Origin of the sequence: Limnohabitans sp. 2KL-27 (genome assembly GCF_001269345.1) — a bacterium.
Classification (GTDB): Bacteria; Pseudomonadota; Gammaproteobacteria; order Burkholderiales; family Burkholderiaceae_C; genus Limnohabitans_A.
In genome coordinates, this window is record NZ_CXOP01000002.1 from 500609 (window position 1) to 520570 (window position 19962).

At 63.3% G+C, this 19962-nt stretch carries 21 protein-coding genes; 13 read left to right on the plus strand and 8 right to left on the minus strand.

The genetic code is table 11. The features are described from left to right. Positions 1-15: 15 nt before the first annotated feature. The 4 genes from LHAB_RS04990 to LHAB_RS05005 all read left to right on the plus strand — a co-directional run bounded on the left by LHAB_RS04990 (position 16) and on the right by LHAB_RS05005 (position 3988). Positions 16-990, plus strand: a complete 975-nt coding sequence (locus tag LHAB_RS04990; protein ID WP_090044249.1) for an SMP-30/gluconolactonase/LRE family protein — start codon at positions 16-18, stop codon at positions 988-990. Between the two features lie 77 nt (positions 991-1067). Beyond that, positions 1068-2213, plus strand: a complete 1146-nt coding sequence (gene glcE / locus LHAB_RS04995; RefSeq protein WP_090044250.1) for a glycolate oxidase subunit GlcE — start codon at positions 1068-1070, stop codon at positions 2211-2213. A gap of 15 nt (positions 2214-2228) precedes the next feature. Then, positions 2229-3473 carry a glycolate oxidase subunit GlcF gene (gene glcF, locus LHAB_RS05000; RefSeq protein WP_090044251.1) on the plus strand — a complete coding sequence of 415 codons (1245 nt, stop codon included), beginning with the start codon at positions 2229-2231 and terminating at the stop codon, positions 3471-3473. 128 nt (positions 3474-3601) lie between these two features. Further along, on the plus strand, positions 3602-3988 hold the full coding sequence (locus LHAB_RS05005; protein WP_228763353.1) for a hypothetical protein: 387 nt from the start codon (positions 3602-3604) through the stop codon (positions 3986-3988). Positions 3989-4033: 45 nt separating this feature from the next. Here the strand turns inward: LHAB_RS05005 and LHAB_RS05010 are convergent, their stop codons facing one another. Genes LHAB_RS05010 through LHAB_RS05020 form a run of 3 tightly spaced genes read right to left on the minus strand, consistent with a single transcriptional unit; the run spans position 4034 to position 6116 of the window. Next, a complete protein-coding gene (locus LHAB_RS05010; protein WP_090047694.1) occupies positions 4034-4516 on the minus strand; it encodes a glutathione peroxidase in 483 nt (160 codons plus the stop codon). 56 nt (positions 4517-4572) lie between these two features. Beyond that, positions 4573-5469 (minus strand): DMT family transporter, encoded by an 897-nt coding sequence (locus LHAB_RS05015; protein ID WP_090044253.1) that lies wholly within the window; start codon positions 5467-5469, stop codon positions 4573-4575. Between the two features lie 11 nt (positions 5470-5480). Then, positions 5481-6116 (minus strand): DedA family protein, encoded by a 636-nt coding sequence (locus LHAB_RS05020; protein WP_090044254.1) that lies wholly within the window; start codon positions 6114-6116, stop codon positions 5481-5483. A 189-nt stretch (positions 6117-6305) separates the two neighbouring features. Here LHAB_RS05020 and alr point away from each other — a divergent pair, with 189 nt between their 5' ends. From alr to LHAB_RS05055, 7 genes are all read left to right on the plus strand, one after another. Continuing rightward, positions 6306-7400 carry an alanine racemase gene (gene alr, locus LHAB_RS05025; RefSeq protein WP_090047696.1) on the plus strand — a complete coding sequence of 365 codons (1095 nt, stop codon included), beginning with the start codon at positions 6306-6308 and terminating at the stop codon, positions 7398-7400. A 173-nt stretch (positions 7401-7573) separates the two neighbouring features. After that, positions 7574-8545, plus strand: coding sequence for a thiamine pyrophosphate-dependent dehydrogenase E1 component subunit alpha (locus tag LHAB_RS05030; RefSeq protein WP_194943205.1), 972 nt, complete (start codon positions 7574-7576; stop codon positions 8543-8545). Then, on the plus strand, positions 8536-9510 hold the full coding sequence (locus LHAB_RS05035; protein ID WP_090044255.1) for an alpha-ketoacid dehydrogenase subunit beta: 975 nt from the start codon (positions 8536-8538) through the stop codon (positions 9508-9510). Before LHAB_RS05030 ends, LHAB_RS05035 begins: the two co-directional genes overlap by 10 nt. A 79-nt stretch (positions 9511-9589) precedes the next feature. Next, entirely contained in the window at positions 9590-10108 is a 519-nt protein-coding gene (locus LHAB_RS05040; protein ID WP_090044256.1) for a TRAP transporter small permease, read from the plus strand. Further along, complete coding sequence (locus LHAB_RS05045) at positions 10105-11403, plus strand: TRAP transporter large permease (protein ID WP_090044257.1); 1299 nt, start codon at positions 10105-10107, stop codon at positions 11401-11403. The genes LHAB_RS05040 and LHAB_RS05045 overlap by 4 nt, the downstream gene beginning before the upstream one ends. Positions 11404-11438: 35 nt before the next feature. After that, the gene (locus LHAB_RS05050) at positions 11439-12473 is read left to right on the plus strand and encodes a DctP family TRAP transporter solute-binding subunit (RefSeq protein ID WP_090044258.1); all 1035 of its coding nucleotides are present in this window, start codon (positions 11439-11441) and stop codon (positions 12471-12473) included. Positions 12474-12625: 152 nt separating this feature from the next. Then, complete coding sequence (locus LHAB_RS05055) at positions 12626-13549, plus strand: DMT family transporter (protein WP_090044259.1); 924 nt, start codon at positions 12626-12628, stop codon at positions 13547-13549. A gap of 55 nt (positions 13550-13604) precedes the next feature. Here LHAB_RS05055 and LHAB_RS05060 read toward each other — a convergent pair whose 3' ends face one another. Next, positions 13605-14366, minus strand: a complete 762-nt coding sequence (locus LHAB_RS05060) for a sulfite exporter TauE/SafE family protein (RefSeq protein WP_090044260.1) — start codon at positions 14364-14366, stop codon at positions 13605-13607. Between the two features lie 421 nt (positions 14367-14787). Further along, positions 14788-16299, minus strand: a complete 1512-nt coding sequence (locus LHAB_RS05065; protein WP_090044261.1) for a CoA-acylating methylmalonate-semialdehyde dehydrogenase — start codon at positions 16297-16299, stop codon at positions 14788-14790. A 141-nt stretch (positions 16300-16440) separates the two neighbouring features. Between LHAB_RS05065 and LHAB_RS05070 the strand changes: the two genes are divergently transcribed. Continuing rightward, on the plus strand, positions 16441-17388 hold the full coding sequence (locus LHAB_RS05070) for a LysR family transcriptional regulator (RefSeq protein ID WP_090044263.1): 948 nt from the start codon (positions 16441-16443) through the stop codon (positions 17386-17388). Positions 17389-17391: 3 nt separating this feature from the next. On the opposite strand, the gene LHAB_RS05075 is transcribed toward LHAB_RS05070, so the two are convergent. From LHAB_RS05075 to LHAB_RS05085, 3 genes are read right to left on the minus strand one after another with little or no spacing between them, the layout of a single operon-like run. Continuing rightward, positions 17392-18027 (minus strand): MarC family protein, encoded by a 636-nt coding sequence (locus LHAB_RS05075; RefSeq protein ID WP_090044266.1) that lies wholly within the window; start codon positions 18025-18027, stop codon positions 17392-17394. A 19-nt stretch (positions 18028-18046) separates the two neighbouring features. After that, on the minus strand, positions 18047-18520 hold the full coding sequence (locus tag LHAB_RS05080; protein WP_090044268.1) for a MaoC family dehydratase: 474 nt from the start codon (positions 18518-18520) through the stop codon (positions 18047-18049). Beyond that, the gene (locus LHAB_RS05085; protein ID WP_090044270.1) at positions 18520-19266 is read right to left on the minus strand and encodes an SDR family oxidoreductase; all 747 of its coding nucleotides are present in this window, start codon (positions 19264-19266) and stop codon (positions 18520-18522) included. Before LHAB_RS05085 ends, LHAB_RS05080 begins: the two co-directional genes overlap by 1 nt. A gap of 77 nt (positions 19267-19343) precedes the next feature. Here LHAB_RS05085 and LHAB_RS05090 point away from each other — a divergent pair, with 77 nt between their 5' ends. Then, positions 19344-19946: a 2-hydroxychromene-2-carboxylate isomerase gene (locus tag LHAB_RS05090; RefSeq protein WP_090044273.1), complete on the plus strand. Its 603-nt coding sequence runs from the start codon at positions 19344-19346 to the stop codon at positions 19944-19946. Positions 19947-19962 lie beyond the last annotated feature (16 nt).

Here is a 19962-nt window from a genome sequence, read left to right on the forward strand (position 1 = left end):
GGCACAATGGTTTTCATGAATCCACCTGCTTTGTCGACACCCCACTGGACCGCCCTCACCAAAGAGCCTGACGGTCTGGGCGAGTCGCCTTTTTGGCATCCGCAGGAGCGGCGCCTGTATTGGGTCGACATTCCCGGGCGGCGCATCGCCCGGGTGGCCGTGGATGGCTTGCAAGCCCAAGGCCCGGTCGAGTACTGGCCGTTGACGCAAGAGCCTGGCTGCATTGCGCCTGTGCAAGGGGATGAGCAAGGCGGCGGTCTGGTCATGGCCTTGCGCGATGGCATCTATCTGGCCCGCGAGTGGGGCGGTCCCTTGCAGTTGCTGGCGGCAGCGCCCTACGACACCGCCAAACAACGCTTCAACGACGGCAAGTGCGACGCCCAAGGCCGCTTTTGGGCGGGCAGCCTGTGCGAGCCCAAAGACCATGCACTGGGCGCGCTGTACATGCTGGACGGCCAAGGCTTGCACGCCATGGTGGGCGGCACGAAAGACGGGGCCCATGATGGCGTGGTGACCGCCAATGGCCTGGCCTGGTCACCCGACGGCCGCACCGCCTACTGGGCCGACACCGCCGCACACCAGGTGCGCGCTTTTGACTTTGACGCCGCCAGCGGCCAACTCACCCACGCTCGCGTGTTCTACCAAGCCAACCCCAAACCCGCAGGCTGGGCCTGGGGCAGTGCCGCGCCCTACGGCGGCCGGCCCGACGGCGCAGCGGTGGACGCCGAGGGCTGCTACTGGTCCGCCCAATACGAAGGCGGGCGCCTGCTGCGCATTTCACCCAAAGGGCAGGTGCTGGCCGAAGTGCCCACTCCGGCGCTGTGCCCCACCATGCCCTGCTTTGGCGGCGCGGACTTGAAAACTTTATTCATCACTACCGCCCGGCATGGCCGCAGTGAGCAAGAGCTGGCGCAGTACCCCGGTTCGGGGGGCGTGTGGGCGATGCGGGTGGAAGTGGCGGGGGTGGGGGTGAATGCCTATCGGGGCTGAGCCGCGCAATTTCCCACAACCTGCCCGTTCAAAAAATTCACGCACGCGTCAAAGCGTGGGCGTTACCATCCTTGCCCATGGAAGCTCAACTCAATTCCCTCACCGATGCCGTGCGCCAGGCGGGTGCGGATGGCCGTATGCTGCGTTTGCGCGGCGGCGGCAGCAAAGATTTTTGGGGCCAAAGCCTCACGGGTGAGGTGCTGGACACCCGGGCCTACCGGGGCATCGTCAGTTACGAGCCCAGCGAGTTGGTGGTGACGGTGCGCTGCGGCACGCCGCTGGCCGAGCTGGAAGCGGTCTTGGCCGAAAAAGGCCAGTGCCTGGCGTTTGAGCCGCCGCATTTCGGACCCGATGCGACGGTGGGCGGCATGGTGGCCGCAGGTTTGAGTGGCCCGGCCCGCGCCACGGTGGGCGCTGTGCGCGATTACGTGTTGGGCGCCCGCTTCATCAATGGTTTGGGCGAGCACCTGACCTTTGGCGGTCAGGTCATGAAAAACGTGGCCGGCTACGACGTGAGCCGCCTCATGGCCGGCAGCTGGGGCACGCTGGGCCTGATCACCGAGGTCAGCCTCAAGGTCTTGCCCGTGGCCCCTGCCGAAGCGACGCTGATGATTGCCGGCTTGGCACAAGGCCCGGCGCTCGATCTGTTGCACCGCTGGGGTGGCCAGCCGCTGCCCTTGAATGCCAGCGCCTGGGTGCGCGACCCGACCGCACAGCCGGTGGCCGACTATTTGTTTGTGCGTCTGCGCGGCGCGGTGGCGGCGGTGCAGTCGGCGATCGGCAAGATGAGCGCCGATGCACAGGCTGCAGGCGCGCTAGTGCAGGCCATGGACAATGCCGAAGCCGCTGACGACTGGCGTGCCAGCGGCGAGCAGGCCTTGCAGTTCTTCGATGCGCCCGCCCCGGATCTGTGCCTGTGGCGCTTGTCGGTGCCGCAAACGGCCCCGCTGTTGGACTTGCCCTATGCCCAATACATCGAATGGCAAGGCGCCCAGCGCTGGTTGTGGGCGCCGGCATCGGCCGCGGTGGCCTTGCGTGACTTGGCGCAGTCGGTCGGCGGCCATGCCACGTTGTTCCGGGCCAGTGCCAAGCATGCCGAGGTCGACAAAGTGGTGGGCGTGAGTACCCCGCTCGAAGCGGTGCAGCAACGCATCCAGCAGCAATTGCAAAAGCAGTTCGACCCGAAGGGCGTGTTCGCCACCGGTCGGATTCACCCTCTCTGATCCGGGACGACCGCCATGCAAACCAACCTCGCGCCCGAATACCAAAACACCCCCGAAGGCCTGGAGGCCGAAGCCATTTTGCGCAAGTGCGTGCACTGCGGCTTTTGCACCGCCACGTGCCCCACCTACCAACTGCTGGGCGACGAGTTGGACGGCCCGCGTGGCCGCATCTATTTGATGAAGCAGGTGCTGGAAGGCGAAACGCCCACCCGCAAAACCCAGATGCACCTGGACCGGTGCCTCACCTGCCGCAACTGTGAAAGCACTTGCCCGAGCGGCGTGCAATACGGCCACTTGGTCGACATTGGCCGCAAGCTGGTGGACGCCAAAGTTGAGCGCCCCGTGGGTGAAAAAATGGTGCGCTGGGCGCTCAAAGAAGGCCTGCCTTCGCCGCTGTTTGCCCCGGCCATGAAAATGGGCCAGATGGTGCGCGGCCTGCTGCCCGACAGCCTCAAAGCCAAAGTTCCTGCGCCGCAAGACGCTGGTGCTTGGCCCACCCGCCAGCATGCGCGCAAGGTGCTGATGCTGGCCGGTTGCGTGCAGCCAAGCATGAGCCCCAACATCAACACCGCCACCGCCCGCGTGCTCGACGCCGCGGGCATCCAGACCGTGACGGCCTCAAAAGCCGGTTGCTGCGGCGCGCTCAAGTTCCACCTGAACGACCACGACGGCGGCAAAGACCACATGCGCGCCAACATCGACGCCTGGTGGCCGCTGGTGGAAAGTGGCGAAGTCGAAGCCATCGTGATGAACGCCTCTGGCTGTGGCGTGATGGTCAAGGACTACGGCCATGTGCTCCAAGGCGATGCGGCCTATGCCGACAAAGCTGCCTGCATCGGCGCCTTGACCAAAGACCTCAGCGAGTTGCTGCCCGAGTTGGTGCCGCTGCTCAAAGACAAGCTCAAACCCGAAGCGCTGAAAGCGGCTGGCCTGCAGGCCTACCACCCCCCTTGCACGCTGCAGCACGGCCAGCAACTCAAAGGCGGCGTGGAAAAGCATCTGGGCGATCTGGGCTTCCAGATCAAGGTCACGGCCAACGAGTCGCACCTTTGCTGCGGCTCGGCGGGCACTTACAGCGTGCTCAACCCGGACCTGTCCAAGCAGCTGCGTGACCGCAAGCTGGGCCACTTGAATGCGCTGGAGCCGCAAGGCGTCATCAGCGCCAACATCGGCTGCATCACCCATTTGCAAAGCGGCAGCGGTCTGCCGGTGCGGCATTGGGTGGAGTTGTTGGACGAGGCGCTTGGCAGCGCGCACTGATCGGTTCATCAAAGTCCTTTTGGCCACACGGCAAGCCGAGCACTGGGCGGCGCCATCACAACCACCCGGGTAGTATTCATTGCTGGATGGCTGACCGCGCTTGCACAGCGCAAACAAAGGACAAGACGATGGCGATACCTTGGTTGATGGCGCTCAAAGTGATTCCCTGGGGCGATGTGATCGAACACGCGCCTTCGGTGCTCAAAGCCGCGCGCAAGCTGATGGACCGCCAACCGCCCCAGTCCTCTGGGCAAGCGGGCACCCCGGCCACGACCACCCCTGTGAGTGCGGTGCCGAGTTTGGGCGAACTGAAAAACGCCTTGATTGCCGCACAAGGTCAGATCGACCGCCAGGCCCAGACCCAGCGTGAACTCACCGAAACCTTGGCCGAGTTGGCCGAACAACATGCGCGCTTGGTCAGCGCTGTGGAAGTGCTGCGCCTGCGCACGCGGGTCTTGGTGTGGGGTGGTGCCGCTGTGTTGCTGTGGTTGGCCGTGCTGACTTGGCGGGCCTGAACGGGCTCAGGCCCAAATGGACACTGGCCCGATAGGACCCGTCGGTCAAGCTGCCAGCGCCGCCTCAATGTCTTTGGCGATTTTTTCGGGCGCATCCTGCGGGGCGTAACGCTTGATGACCCGGCCATCGCGCCCCACCAAAAACTTGGTGAAGTTCCACTTGATGCCTTTGCTGCCCAAGATGCCAGGGGCTTCGGCGGTGAGCCACTGGTACAGCGGATGGGCCCCGTCGCCATTGACTTTGATCTTGCCCATCATCTGAAAGCTTACGCCGTAATTTTTTTGGCAGAAGTTGGCAATTTGCGCATCGTCGCCCGGGTCCTGGCTGGCGAATTGGTTGCAGGGAAAGCCCAGCACGGCCAAACCCTGACTGGCGTATTTCTGGTGCAGCTTTTCCAGCCCGGTGAATTGGGGTGTGAAGCCGCAGGCGCTGGCGGTGTTGACGATCAGCATCACCTGGCCTTGGTAGCGCGACAGGGGCACGGTTTGGTGGTCGATGCTTTGGGCTTCGAAGTCGTACAGGCTCATGGGGTGCTTTCCGGGGTGTGGTTGTCTGGCTTGCATCATGCCATTTCCGGGCAGATTCAGTCGGTCTTGTGACCCAGCCCGACGATGGACAGCAAAGCCGCCAGCAAGATCAAGGCGCCGCCGATCAGGGTGCGGCTGTCCCAGCTGGAGGCGCCCAGCAACACCGAGGACACGCTGGCAAACAGCACCTCGGACAGCATGACCAACGCCGTGGTGTGGGCGGCCAGCCGGGCAGCGCCGTATTGCAGCGCCAGGTTGCCCAATAAAAACGAGATGCCCAGCAGGGCCACCAGGGGCAACCAGCTCCAGGCAGGGGCTGTGCCGATGGCCACCACCCCTGTGGCCAAACCCGCGATGGCCGCCAGTGTGGCCATGACCGCACCCCCGCCAAACATGGCCAGGGTGCGCGACGAGCTGGGCGTGTCCTTGAGCTTGAGCAGCAAGGCGTTGGTGATGGCAAAAGTCAGCCCGCCCATCAGGGCCAGCCCATCGGCCAGGCTTTCGGGCAAGGGCCAGGGCGTTTCGGGGGTTTTGAGCACGATGAACAAACCGACCAGCGCCAGCAACAAGCGCAGCAAGGCCATGGGGGTGGGCTTTTCACCCAGCAGCCACCAGGCCACCAGCACCGACCAGGCGGGCATCAGATAAAACAGCAGGACCACGCGCACCACGTCGCCCACCGTGACGGCCCAGTTGAAGCCCACATTGGTCAGGCCCGAGGCCAGCAGCAACAGCCACAGCCCGGGGTGGCTGCGCCAGCTCAGCAGTTGCCCGCTGCGCCACAGCCACAAGGCGATGGACACAAAAACAAAGCCGTAGACCAGCGCCGTGGCCCACAGCGGGTGCAGGCCCAGGGCTTCGAGTTGTTTGAAGGGCCACCAGCACACGCCCCAGACAAAGGCATTGAACAGGAGCCCCGCGACGGACAGGGTTTTGGGGGAGATCGCGCCCATGCGTGGGCAGCTTATGAAGCGTCGCCAGAGGCTTTGGCTGCCGCCGTGGCTTGGCGTTTGCGCCACCAGCGCCAGCCCAGCCAGACAATGCCGATGCCCAGCAGGGCAAAGATGCCATGCTGGAACTGACGCAACACACCAAACATCCAGTCCCAGTTTTGTGCGCCAAAGTAACCCAGGTAGACCCAGATTGGCACGCTGATCAAGGCGGCAAAGCCGTCCATCAAAAACCAGGTGGCAAAGCTCACGCGCTGACTCATGCCCGCCGAGAAAAACACCGGGGTGCGCAGGCCGGGCAAAAAGCGGGCCACGAACATGACCCATTTGCCGTATTTCTGGAAAGCGTCCTGAGCGCTGGCAAAGCGCTCGGGCGTGAGGATTTTGCGGAAACCCGGCAATTTGGAAATGCGCACGCCATACAGGCGCCCCAGCGTGAACATCAGGCCGTCACCGACCATGACGCCCGCCATGCCCACTGCAAACATGGTGTGCACATCGGCATGGCCCAGACCTGCGATGACGCCGCCAGTGACCAAGGTCACGTCTTCGGGCACAGGCACGCCAAAGCCGCAGATCAGCAGCATCACAAACACGGCCAAATAGCCGTATTCGGTGAAGATGGGCATCAAGAACTCAAAAACTTCCATGGATGACAAGGTTCAGCCAGCGCCTGAACAACTCAGGCGGAATGCGCGGGTTTAACAAGCAGCGGATCAGTGTAAAGCATTTGTAAGCCCCTTCCGGGCAGGGTAAAGGCTGTGCGGAACCGGTGAACTGGCCCCGCTTCAGGCCCCATGAAGCTGGCATACTTGATTGGCACTTCCACCTTGCGCCTCATGCCCCGCCCCATTCAAGCCACCATCCACACCGCTGCTCTGCGCCACAACCTGAGCCAGACCCGCCAGGCCGCGCCCGATGCCCAAGCCTGGGCCGTGGTCAAGGCCAATGCCTATGGGCATGGTATCGAGCGGGTGTTTGAGGGCCTGCGCGCAGCCGATGGCTTTGCCCTTTTGGACCTGAGTGAGGCCGAGCGCGTCAGAGGGCTGGGTTGGCGCGGCCCGATCTTGCTGCTCGAAGGCGCTTTTGAGGCGCGGGACCTGGAGCTGTGCTCGCGCCTGCACCTGTGGCACACGGTGCATTGCGACGAGCAAATCGACATGCTGGCGCTGCACAAGACGCACGAGCCGCACCGGGTCTTCCTCAAGATGAACTCGGGCATGAACCGGCTGGGCTTTGCGCCGCAGAGCTTTCGCTCGGCCTGGACACGGCTGAACGCCTTGCCGCAAGTCGACGAAATCTCGCTCATGACCCATTTCAGCGATGCCGACGGTCCCAAAGGGATCGCTGAGCAGCTGGCCCGCTTTGAAGAAGCCACCCGTGACCTGCCCGGTGAGCGCAGCCTGAGCAACAGCGCGGCCACCTTGCGCCATGCGCAAAATGCCGCCGTCAAAGCCGACTGGATTCGCCCCGGCATCGCGGTGTACGGCAGCTCGCCGGACTTTCCCGAGCACAGCCCCGCGCACTGGGGTTTGCAGCCTGCGATGAGCCTGAACGCCCGCATCATCGCCGTGCAGCATTTGCAGGCGGGCGACAGCGTGGGCTATGGCTCGAGCTTTGTGGCCGATGGCCCGCTGCGCATTGGCGTGGTGGCTTGCGGCTATGCCGATGGTTACCCGCGCAGCTGCCCCACGGGCACGCCTGTGCTGGTGGACGGCCAGCGAGGGCGCACCGTAGGCCGTGTGAGCATGGACATGCTGGCGGTGGACTTGGGGCCCTTCCCCGATGCGGGCGTGGGCAGCATGGTCACGCTTTGGGGGCAGTCGGTCCAGGGTGCGGTGCTCGGCATCGACGAAGTGGCGCAAGCGGCGGGCACGGTGGGCTATGAGCTCATGTGCGCGCTGGCCGCGCGCGTGCCCGTGGTGGTGGTCTGAGCGCCGATCAAAAAGTCCAACGGCCCCTGTCACCTGCGCGCAGGCCTTCCCGTCAAATGCCATTAGAGTGGGCATGGCCTTGAGAAAGTGGTTTTTCGGGGCGAATTCATCACTGGAGACATCGATTGCCCCCCATCGCTCAAAAAGACGCATTGGCCGCTTTGTATCTGTGCATGGCCCGCATCCGGGCGTTTGAAAATGCCGCCGAGATCCTGAGCCAGGGCGGTGTCAGTGCTTACAACAAAACCGCCGACGGCAGCGCCAAAGTGCGCGGCCCCTTGCACTTGTCCACCGGTCAAGAAGGCGTGGCCGCTGGCGTGTGCGCCCACCTCACGCCCACCGATTACCTGACGTCCACCCACCGTGGTCACGGCCACACCCTGGCCAAAGGCGCAGACCTGGGTCGCATGATGTGCGAGCTGTATGGCAAAGCCACAGGGTTCAATGGCGGCAAGGGCGGCTCCATGCACATTGCCGATTTTTCGGTCGGCATGCTGGGGGCCAATGGCGTGGTCGCGGCGGGTTTGCCCATTGCCGTGGGCGCGGCCCACGCCCAAAAATTGCAGGGGCGCAGCGACATCACCGTCTGCTTTTTTGGCGATGGCGCCACCAACCGGGGGCCTTTTTTGGAAGCCCTCAACTGGGCGAAGGTGCACCAGTTGCCGGTGCTTTTTGTGTGCGAAGACAACCTGTGGAGCGCCACCACCGCCAGTGGCCCCATGATCGCCGGGCCCGGTGCATCGGCGCGCAGCGAAAGCCTGGGCATCGCGGCGACCCAGGTCGATGGCAACGATGTCTGGGCCGTTCATGAAAAAGCCGCCGAGCTGGTGCAGGCCATTCGCGCAGGCCAGGGACCGCGTCTGTTGCACGCCCGCACCTACCGCGTCAAAGGCCATGTGTCGGTGGACCTGGCCGCGTACCGCGACCCCCGGGAGGTCGAGGAAGCACTGAAAAACGACCCGATTCAGAACGCCCGCCGCGCCCTGCTGGCGCTGGGCAGCAGCGATGCCGCGTGCGACCTGCTGGACCAGCAAGCGCAGGCCGAAGTGCAGTCCGCCATGGTGCTGGCGGACAAGGCGCCCTGGCCCGAGGTGTCAGCGGCATACACCGACATCCAGACCACAGGAGCAGGTCAATGGTTTTGAACACGATGAGTTACAGCCAAGCCGCCGTGCTGGCCGTGCAGCGCGAAATGGAAGCCGACGAACGCGTGGTGGTGATGGGCGAAGACGTGGGCCGGGGCGGCATCTTTGGCCAATACAAAGGTTTGCAGCAGACCTTTGGCACGCACCGCATCATCGACACGCCGATCAGTGAGGCGGTCATCATGGGTGGCGGCGTGGGCATGGCGCTGGCGGGCATGCGCCCGGTGGTGGAGATGCGCGTGGTCGACTTTGCCCTGTGCGGCATGGATGAAATCATCAACCAGGCCGCCAAAAACCGCTACATGTTTGGCGGCCAGGGCCGTGTGCCCCTGGTGGCGCGCATGCCCATTGGCATCTGGGATGCCTCGGCGGCGCAGCACTCGCAGTCACTTGAAGCCTGGTTTGCCCACATGCCCGGCCTGGTGGTGGTGTGCCCGGGCTCGGTGCAAGACAACTATTCCTTGCTGCGCTCGGCCATGCAATGCGGTGACCCGGTGGTCTATATGGAACACAAGACCCTCTGGGGTCTGGAGGGGCCGCTGGACGAAAGCGTGCAAGTGCCCTTGGGCCAAGCCGCCGTTTTGCGACCCGGTGATCATTTGACGATGGTCAGCTGGAGCCGTCAGGTGCAGGTGTGCCAAACGGGTTGCGCGCAATTGGCGGCTTTGGGCATTCAGGTCGAGTTGATCGATTTGCGCACCCTGTGGCCCTGGGACCGGGAAACGGTGCTGAAATCAGCCGCCAAGACAGGCCATCTGTTGGTGGTGCACGAAGCGATTCAGGCGGCAGGCTTTGGCGCTGAAATCGCCGCCACTGTGGCCGAAAGCCTGGGCGTGCGTGTCAAGCGCTTGGGCGCGCCGCGCATCCCGGTGGGTTACGCGCCCGTGCTGGAAGCGGTGGCCCGCGTGTCGGCCGAGCAGATCGTGGCCGCAGCGCAGGATTGCCTCAAGCCCGTCACACGATGAGGCGCTTGACCGTCTGTTCGCGAGGCTTGTGGCCCGTAAACGACATGGTAAAGTGAATTTTAAATTTAGTTTGAGACTTATGACCCATTTGCACGAGCAAGCGCCCGCCGAAGTGGCCGCTGCTGAATCCGATGAAGACACCGTCGTTCCTCTGAAAATCGAAGATTGGCTCACGGTCATCGTGATGGCGTTGCTGTCGCTCATCACCTTTGCCAATGTGCTGGTGCGCTATTTCACCGACCAGTCCTTTGCCTGGACGGAGGAGTTTTCGGTGTTTTTGATGATCGTGCTCGCGCTGGTGGCGGGCTCGGCCTCGGTGGCCCGCAACCGACAAATCCGGATTGAATACTTTGCCGACAGCGGCCCTGAAAAACGCCAGCGGGCGTTGGCCCGTTTTGGCGCGCTGATGGTGTTTTTCCTCTTTGCGCTGATCGCGGTGCTCAGCGTTCGCGTGGTTTGGGACGATTTCCGTTTTGGTGAAACCTCGCCGGGCATTGGCGTGCCGCAGTGGTGGTACACCATCTGGCTGCCGGTGTTGTCGGTGGCCATTGCCGGACGTGCGCTGGGTCTGTTCATCCGCCGAGGGCGTCAGCCATGATCCCTACCCTTTTGTTTGTGGCCTTTGTGGTCATGATGCTCATGGGCGTGCCGATTGGTGCGGCCTTGGGCTTGGCTGGCGCGGCTTGCATTGCCTTGGCCAACTTTGATGCGCAGTGGTTTGGTCTGTTGGCCGTGCCGCAAAACTTCTATGCCGGCCTGGGCAAGTACCCGCTGCTGGCCATTCCCATGTTTGTGCTGGTGGGCTCCATTTTTGACCGCTCGGGCGTGGCGCTGCGGCTGGTCAACTTTGCCGTCGCCATCGTGGGCCGCGGCCCCGGCATGTTGCCCTTGGTGGCGATTGTGGTGGCCATGTTTTTGGGCGGGATTTCCGGCTCGGGCCCGGCCAACGCGGCGGCGGTGGGTGCGGTGATGATCGCGGCCATGTCGCGGGCTGGTTACCCGGCGCCGTTTTCGGCCAGCGTGGTTGGCGCAGCAGCGGCCACGGACATCTTGATCCCGCCTTCGGTGGCCTTCATTGTCTATTCGGTGCTGGTGCCCGGCGCCTCGGTGCCTGCGCTGTTTGCGGCCGGCATGATTCCAGGCATTTTGGCCGGTATTGCCCTGATCGTGCCCACCGTCTGGATGGCCCGCAAACACAAGATGGGCGCGCTCGAGGCAAGCCTGCCCCGCCCCGAGTTGTGGAAAAGTTTTGTCGAAGCCACCTGGGGCCTGGCGGCGCCCGTCTTGATCTTGGGCGGCATGCGCGCAGGCTGGTTCACCCCCACCGAAGCGGCGGTGGTAGCCGTGTTTTACGGCCTGTTTGTGGGCATGGTGATTTACCGCACGATCAAGGTGCGCGACCTGTTTGTGATCTTGCGCGAGTCGGGCGAGTTGTCGGCCGTGATCTTGCTGGTGGTCTCGCTGGCGGGCATTTTTGCCTTTTCGCTGTCCACGCTGGGCGTGATCGACCCCGTGACGAAAGCCATCGTCAACTCGGGCTTGGGCGAGTATGGCGTGCTGGCCCTGCTCATCCTGATGCTGATCACCGTGGGCATGTTCCTCGATGGCGTGTCCATTTTCCTGATCTTTGTGCCGCTTCTGTGGCCCATCGTTCAGTACTACCAATGGGACCCGGTCTGGTTTGGCGTGATCCTCACGCTCAAAGTGGCCTTGGGCCAGTTCACGCCGCCCTTGGCTGTGAACCTGATGGTGTCTTGCCGCATTGCGGGTGTGCGCATGGAAGAGACCGTGCGCTGGGTCGGCTGGATGCTGTTTTCGATGTTCCTGGTCATGCTGGCGGTGATTGCATGGCCCGAACTGGCTCTGTGGCTGCCGCGCTACCTGGGCTATTGAGCCCCTGTTTTCGTTTTTTCAACAAGGAGATAACCATGAAACTTCGTCGTCATTTGCTCAGCCTGCTGGCGGTTGCCGCTGGTTTGGGTGCGTTCACCGCCCCTGCGGTGGCTGCTGAATACAAGGCCGAATACCGCATGTCGCTGGTTTTGGGCCCACCCACACCCTGGGGTCAGGCCGGCAAAATGTGGGCCGACATGGTCAAGGAACGCACCCAGGGCCGTATCAACATCAAGCTCTACCCTGGTGTCTCGCTGATCCAAGGCGACCAGACCCGCGAATTCAGCGCGCTGCGCCAAGGCGTGATCGACATGGCTGTGGGCTCCACCATCAACTGGTCCCCCCAGGTCAAGGAATTGAACCTGTTCTCGCTGCCCTTTTTGATGCCCGACTACGCCGCCATTGACGCGCTGACGCAAGGCAGCGTGGGTCAGAAAATTTTCCAGACCCTGGACAAGTCGGGTGTGGTGCCCCTGGCGTGGGGTGAGAACGGCTTTCGTGAATTGACCAACTCCAAGCGCCCCATCAAGTCCCCAGCAGACTTGAAGGGCATGAAAATCCGTGTGGTGGGCTCGCCCATTTACTCGGACATGTTCTCGGCCATGGGCGCCAATCCCACGCAAATGAGCTGGGCCGATGCGCAGCCTGCGCTGTCCAGCGGCGCGGTGGATGGCCAGGAAAACCCCTTGTTCTTGTTCACCGTGCTGAAAATGCACAACGTGGGCCAGAAATTCGTGACCACCTGGGGCTATGTGGCCGATCCGCTGATCTTTGTGGTCAACAAGGACATCTGGGCATCGTGGACACCTGCTGACCAGGCCATCGTGCGCCAGGCGGCTGTGGACGCGGGCAAAGCCGAAATCGCGATCGCCCGCAAAGGCCTGGTCGAAGCCGACAAGCCTGTGCTCAAGGACATCGCTGGCATGGGCGTGACGGTGACATCGCTGAGCGCCGAAGAGCGCGAAGCCTTCGTCAAGGCCACCCGCCCGGTGTACGAGAAGTGGAAAAACACCGTGGGCCCCGCCCTGGTGAAAGAGGCCGAGACCGCCATCGCTGCACGCAAAAAGTGATGCCTAACGTGGCCAGCACACGCGCTGCTGGCCACGCGTTTCCTGTCTTGGTTTTGGCCATGACACTGCCCAAGGGCATTTCACGGTGACCCTGTGGCTTTCTTGCTGCGAGCGAGACACGCGAAGTGGCCTGCTGGCACCACAATCCCCGAATGCCCCAACCGATTCACCTACACCGACACGACCAACGTGCTTTGCTCGTGGCCTTGGTGCTGATCGTCATCTGGGGGGGCAACTTCACCCTCCAAAAGTACCTGTTTGACCTGATCACGCCGGGGGGGTTCTTGTGGGCGCGTTACCTCATCATGCCGTTGTGCGCCTTGGTTTTGATGCGCTGGCGTTTTGGTGTCTGGCTGCCGCCTTTGCCCCGCAAAGATTGGCAGCACATGGCCTGGCTGGGCTTCATTGGTCACTCCCTGCATGTGGGCTTGGTGACCTATGGCATCCATTGGTCCACGGCGTTTTCCAGTTCGGTGATTCTGGCCTGCGGGCCGATTTTCACCTTGCTGATTTTGCGCATGCAGGGCCTGGAGCGACTGAGCTTGCCCCAAATGGGTGGGGTGGCTTTGGCTTTTGGCGGCGTGTTGATGTTCTTGTCCGACAAATTGCTGGGCGGCAATTGGCGTGCAGGTGGTGGTGATCTGGTCTTGCTTGTTGCGGCCGGGCTTTTCTCCTATTACACCGTGGCGGTCAAGCCCGTGATGCAGCGCCACGGACCCGTGCTCACCATGGGTTACGCCACCTTGCTGGGCGGTTTGCCCGTGATGCTCTTGTCGGTGCCGGCGGGCATGGCCGCGAACTGGTCCGTGCTCGATGTTTGGGCTTGGGTGGGATTGTTTTGGTCTGTACTGGTCTCGGCCTTTGCCGGCTGGCTGGCTTGGGGCTGGATCAACAACGTGCGCGGCGTGGCCCGCACGGCCCCTTTGATGTATCTGATGCCGCCCATGGCGGGCCTGTTTGCTTGGGCGCTGTCGGATGAGCACTACACCTGGATCAAGATTGCCGGGGCCGGCGTCACACTGCTGGGCGTGGCGCTGGCGCAGTACGCTGGACAGATCAAGTGGCGCTTGCGTTGACCTGTGTGGCGCTCAGGCAGGCGCGGGCCAGGGCGTGCTGCCACCACCAGCCAGGTCAGGCTTTGATCCAGGTGTCGTAGGCGGTTTTGCAGATCAGGGCCAGCACCACGAAGATGAAGACCTGGCGAACAAAGCCCGCCCCGTGTTTGAGCGCCAGGCGCGTGCCGATCAGGCTGCCGATGATGTTGGCCACCGCCATGGCCAGTGCCAGATGCCACCACACATGGCCTTGGTAGGCGAACAGCATGAGGGCCGAAAAATTGGTCGCCACGTTGATCAGCTTGGCCGAGGCCGAGGCATTCAAAAAGTCATAACCGAGCAGCCGCACGTAGGCAAAGACCAGGAAACTGCCTGTGCCGGGGCCAAAAAACCCATCGTAAAAACCAATGGTCAAACCGATGCCTGAGGCGATCCAGGCTTCCTTTGGGCCGGCAAAGCGCGGGGCGTGCTGGCGGCCCATGTCTTTTTTGGCCAAGGTGTAGACCAGCACGGCTGCCAGCAGCACGGGCAGGGCCTTGCGAAACAGGGCCGGGTCGACCTGCGTGACCACCCAGGCCCCGATGACCGAACCCACCAGGCCCGCGCCCGCAGCGGGCAGCAAGGAGCGCCAGGGCAGGACCACTTTGCGGCTGTACTGGACTGTGGCAAAGGCGGTGCCCCAGATCGAGGCGCTTTTGTTGGTGCCAAACAAGGTGGCGGGGGCGGCGCCGGGAAAGGTGGCAAACAGAGCGGGCAGCAAGATCAGACCGCCACCGCCCACGATCGAGTCGATCAGCCCGGCCAGCAGCGAGGCCAGCGAAACAATCAGTAATTCCATGCCGGCGATTGTGGCACTTGGCGTTGGCCCCGCTTGTCCCGTCCGGGCGTGTGGGGCGGCCAAAAAAAAAGCGCCGCTTGCGCGACGCTTGGGAAAATCACACCTCGTTCGGATGTTGGTTCATGTTCGAATTCTTAGGGTGTCGAGATGTCTCCTCGGCCCTCGGGATGCCCATACTGCTTTGCATCGAGTGCATGAAATGTACGGGAACAAGACCTCGGTTTTTCTCAGGGATTTCCCCATTCAGGGGAAATCCCTGATGCCCATCCAGGCACCACCTGCAAAAAGCGCACCTTTGAGAGCGGCGGGGCAGGCCCAAGCCGATTAGCCGTGACCGTTGATCTTGTGGCCCGGTTGAAACGGACCCCGGGTCAAGCCCGGGGCCACCATGCGCCAACCTGACCCGGTTGGACTGGCGCTGTTACTTGGCTGTGGGCATCACAAATTCCGCACCCTTGCCAATGCTTTCAGGCCAGCGCTGCATGATGGACTTTTGCTTGGTGTAAAAGCGCACGCCCTCTTCGCCGTAGGCGTGCATGTCGCCAAACAGCGAACGCTTCCAGCCGCCAAAGCCGTGCCAGGCCATGGGCACCGGGATCGGCACGTTGATGCCGACCATGCCGACCTGGATGCGGCGCGAAAACTCGCGTGCCACGTTGCCGTCGCGGGTGAAGCAGGAGACGCCATTGCCGAACTCGTGGTCGTTGATGATCTGCACCGCCGTGCCGAAGTCGGGCACGCGCACGCAGCTCAGCACCGGGCCAAAAATCTCTTCCTTGTAGATCTTCATGTCGGTGGTCACGTGGTCGAACAGCGTGCCGCCCAGCCAGAAGCCTTGCTCGCAGCCTGCACCGGCTTTGGCGCCGTCAAAGGCGCGGCCATCCACCAGCAGCTTCGCGCCCTCGGCCACGCCGGCGTCGATGTAACCCTTGATGCGCTGACGCGCGGCGTCGGTCACGATGGGGCCCATCTCGGCGGCCAGGTTCTCACCGTTGAGCACTTGCAGGGCCTTTGTGCGCTCAACCAGCTTGGGCAGGATCTTGTCGGCCACATCGCCCACCAGCACCGCCACCGAAATCGCCATGCAACGCTCGCCGGCCGAGCCGTAGCCCGCGCCAATCAAAGCGTCCACGGTTTGGTCGATGTCGGCGTCGGGCATCACCACCAGGTGGTTCTTCGCGCCCCCCAGGGCTTGCACGCGCTTGCCGTGGTGCGCACCGGTTTCATAAATGTAGTTGGCAATCGGGGTGGAGCCCACGAAGCTGATGGCCTTCACATCGGGGTGCTCGAGCAGCGCGTCGACGGCTTCTTTGTCGCCTTGCACCACGTTGAACACGCCGTCGGGCAGACCGGCTTTTTTCAGCAACTCGGCCATGAACAGCGACGGTGTCGGGTCGGTCGGGCTGGGTTTGAGGATGAAGGTGTTGCCCGCCGCAATCGCGACCGGGAACATCCACATGGGCACCATCACAGGAAAGTTGAAGGGCGTGATGCCGGCCACCACGCCCAGGGGCTGGCGCATCGTCCAGTTGTCGATGCCCGTTGACACCTGCTCGGTGTAGTCGCCCTTGAGCAACTGGGGGATGCCGGTGGCAAATTCCACGATGTCGATGCCGCGCGAGACTTCGCCCTGCGCGTCGGTGAAGACCTTGCCGTGTTCGGCGGTGATCATGTGGGCCAGCTCGTCCTTGTGCAGGTTCAGCAGCTCCAAAAACTTGAACATCACGCGGGCTCGGCGCAGGGGCGGCGTGTCGGCCCAGGCGGGGAAGGCGGCTTGGGCGGCGGCCACGGCTTGGGCCACTTCGGCGCTGTTGGCCAGGGCCACGTGGCCGGTGACAGCCCCTGAAGCAGGGTTGGTGACAGGCTGGCTGCGGCCCGAAGCGCCTGCAGCCACTTGGCCGTTGATGTAGTGGCCGATTTGGGAAATGCTCATCTGGGACTTTCGTTGTGAATGTGGGAGCGCGCCCCTGCGCGCGAAGGTTTTTTGTGCAAGCTGTTCAGTTTAGGCACCACCGCCACCGCCTGCAATGCCGCAAATCTGAATTGATTGTTCAAAATAGTGAACAATGTATGCATGGAAGAGCAAAAAATCAACGCCCTCTGGACCCACCTGCACTGGCTGAGCGTGCTGGCGCAGCAAGGCAGTTACACGGCCGCCGCTGCCCGGCTGGGGGTGAGCAAGGCCGCCATGAGCCAGCGCATCGCCGAGCTGGAGCGTGCCGCCAAAGTCACCTTGGTGCAGCGCACCACCCGCAGCCTGCGCCTGACCGAGGCGGGCCAAAAGCTGGTGGACGAAACCCGTACCGCGTTCGAGCAGATCGCGCAGAGCTTCGCCCAGGTGCGTGACCTGGCCGAGCAGCCCAGCGGCTTATTGCGCGTGACCGCCCCTGTGGCACTGGCCCGCCAGCAACTGGTGCCGTTGATCGCCGCTTTCTTGCAAGACTTTCCGGATGTGCGCATCGAGTTGGACCTGTCCGACCGCTTGAGCGCCTTGGCCACCGAAGGCTATGACCTGGCCATTCGCCACACGGCCCGCCCACCCGACACCCATGTGGCTTGGGTGCTGTGCCCCACCCAATCGGTGCTGGTGGCCACCCGCGCATATCTGCGCCAGCATGGCGAGCCGCAAAGCCCTGCCGAGTTGCAAGCCCACAACTGCCTGCATTACCCCCGCTCGCAAGACACCCCGGCGTGGACCTTCGAGCCGCGAGGGGGCGTTGGTGGCGCTTCAGAAATCCGTGAGCGGGTCACTGTGCCGGTGACCGGCAACTTCGCCGCCAACAACAGCGAAGCCCTGCGCGAAGCGGCCTTGACGGGCGCGGGCATCGCCCTCATGCCCGACTTCAGTGCCCAGGCCGAGTTGCGCCAAGGGCATCTGGTCCGCGTCTTGCCCGACTGGCAGCCTGTGGGGGCATTTGCCGAAACCATCTACGCCATCCGCCCTTACGCACCGCATGTGCCCCGCGCCGTGGCGGCGCTGGTCGCGCATTTGAAGAAGGGTTTGGCGCCCGGTTTTGCTTGAGGGTCAGCGTCCGGCCAGAACCGGAAACAGTTTGTGCAGCCCGTCGGCCATCACTTCGACCGCGAGCGCCGCCAGGATCAGGCCCATCAGCCGGGTCATGACGTTGATGCCGGTTTTGCCCAAAATCCGCGCAATCGGCGTGGCCAGTGAAAAGCACAAGGCCGTGGCCAGGGCGATGACCACGCCGTAGCCGACCAAGGTGCCCAGTTGGGCGAAGTTCTTGGCTTTTTCGGCATAAATCACCACGGTGGACATGGTGGCTGGGCCGGTCAGCAGCGGGATGGTCAGCGGCACAACGGCGATGCTGGCCCCCACCGCCGCTTTGGCTTCGGCGTCGTGCACTTCGTCGGCATTGGCCCGTGCCTCGGCGGGTTGGGCGTTGAGCATCGACAGGGCCGAGGTGAGCAGCAGCATGCCGCCGCCGACCTGGAAGCTGGCCAGGGAGATGCCGAAAAATTCGAGAATTTGCAGGCCCAGCAAGGCGCTGGCCGCGATCACCACAAAGGCAGAAAAAGACGACACCCAAATCGTTTTTTGGCGTTGGGCTGGGCTGAAGCCCTGGGTGTAGTGGATGAAGAAGGGCACGATGGCCAGCGGGTTGACGATGGCCAGCAGGGTGATGAGTGGTTTGAAGTCCATCGCCCGATTGTGCGCCGCTTCAGCTCGGTTCTATGGCTGCGGGCGTGCGGCGGCGGAACATGCCCCAGCCTTCCATGTGCAGCACTTTGTCGCCATGCTGGTTGAACATCTCCCACAGGTTGCGCGTCATGCCCACATCCGGGCGTTTGCCCATGGGCTTGGTCTCGAGCACCGTGCTTTGCAGGCGCAAGGTGTCGCCCGGGTACACCGGCTTGAGCCATTTGATGCCTTCCAGACCCGGTGAGCCCAGGCTCGAGGTTTCGTGCAGGAAGTTGGTCACCATCAGCCGCATGGCCATGGCGCAGGTGTGCCAGCCGCTGGCCGACAGGGCGCCAAAGACCGAGTCCTTGGCCGCTTCGTCGTCCAGGTGAAAGGGCTGCGGGTCAAACTGGGTGGCAAAAGCAATGATCTCTTCGCGGGTGGGCGTGATGGTGCCCAGGTCGCGCACCTGGCCGGTGGCCATGTCTTCCCAGTGGTACTTGATCTCGGCCATCAGCGGCCTCCCGAAATGTCCAGAAAGCTCATGGTGGTGTAGCTGGCGTTGTCCGACAGCAGCCACACAATGCCCTCGGCCACTTCTTGGGCCGTGCCGCCGCGCCCCACGGGCACCAGGTGCTGCAGCGTTTTGACGCGGTCGGGCAAGCCGCCTGATGCATGGATCTCGGTTTCGATGAGGCCGGGGCGCACAGCGTTGACGCGGATGCCTTCGGCGGCGACCTCCTTGGCCAGACCGATGGTGAAAGCATCGATCGCGCCTTTGGCGGTGGCGTAGTCCACATACTGGCCTGGTGAACCCAGGCGCGATGCCGCACTCGACACATTGACGATGCTGCCACCTTCGCCGCCGTGTTTGTGGCTCATGCGGCGCACGGCCTCGCGGGCGCAGATCATGCTGCCGATCACGTTGATGTCAAACATGCGTTTCCATCGGACCACGCTCATCTCGTCCACACGGGCGGTCACATCGACCACGCCGGCGTTGTTGACCAAGCCGGTCAGGCGTCCGAATTTGGCGTCAATGTGCTCGAACATGCGCAGCACCTGGTCCTCCTGCGCCACATCGGCCTGCACCGACATGGCTTGCCCGCCCGAGGCGCGGATCTGGCGCACCACTTCGTCGGCGGCCAGCGAATTGGCGGTGTAATTCACCGCCACGGACCAGCCGTTTTGAGCCGCCAACAAGGCGGTGGCCGCCCCGATGCCCCGGCTGCCGCCGGTCACCAACAAGACCTTGTTCATCGCGTGTCTCCTGCAAAAATAGCTGCTTGCGGTTAAAACCGTGGCTTCAAAGATTACACAACACACAAGGAGACAGCATGGGTCGCACAGTGGACTATTACTTCGCCCCGCAAAGCCCCTGGGCATATTTGGGCCACCAGCGCCTGGCCGACATCGTGCAGCGCACCGGTGCCACGGTGCGCGTCATGCCCATTGACCTGGGCGGTAAGGTGTTCCCGATTTCGGGCGGCTTGCCCTTGGGGCAGCGTGCGCCGCAGCGCCAAGCCTACCGTTTGGTGGAGATGCAGCGATTCAGCCAGCACTTGAATGTGCCCTTGAACCTCAAGCCCAAGTATTTCCCCGTGGGCGGCGACGATGCGGCCCGGCTGATCATCGCCGCCGATCTGGCACAAGGCCAGCAGGCCGCCATGAAAATTGCGGGCGCGATTTTGGCGGCTTGCTGGGCGCAAGAGCGCAACATGGCCGACGACACGGTGCTGGCCGAGTTGCTGAGCGAGCAGGGCCTGCCGGGCCAGTGGATGGCGGCTTCGCGCACCCAGGGGGTGCAAGAGCGCTACGAAAGCCACACCCAGTCGGCCATCGATGCGGGGGTGTTTGGCGCACCGAGCTATGTGGTCGATGGCGAGATTTTCTGGGGCCAGGACCGTCTTGACTTTGTCGAGCGTGCGCTGGCCCGTTGAACGCAGTTGTCACTGA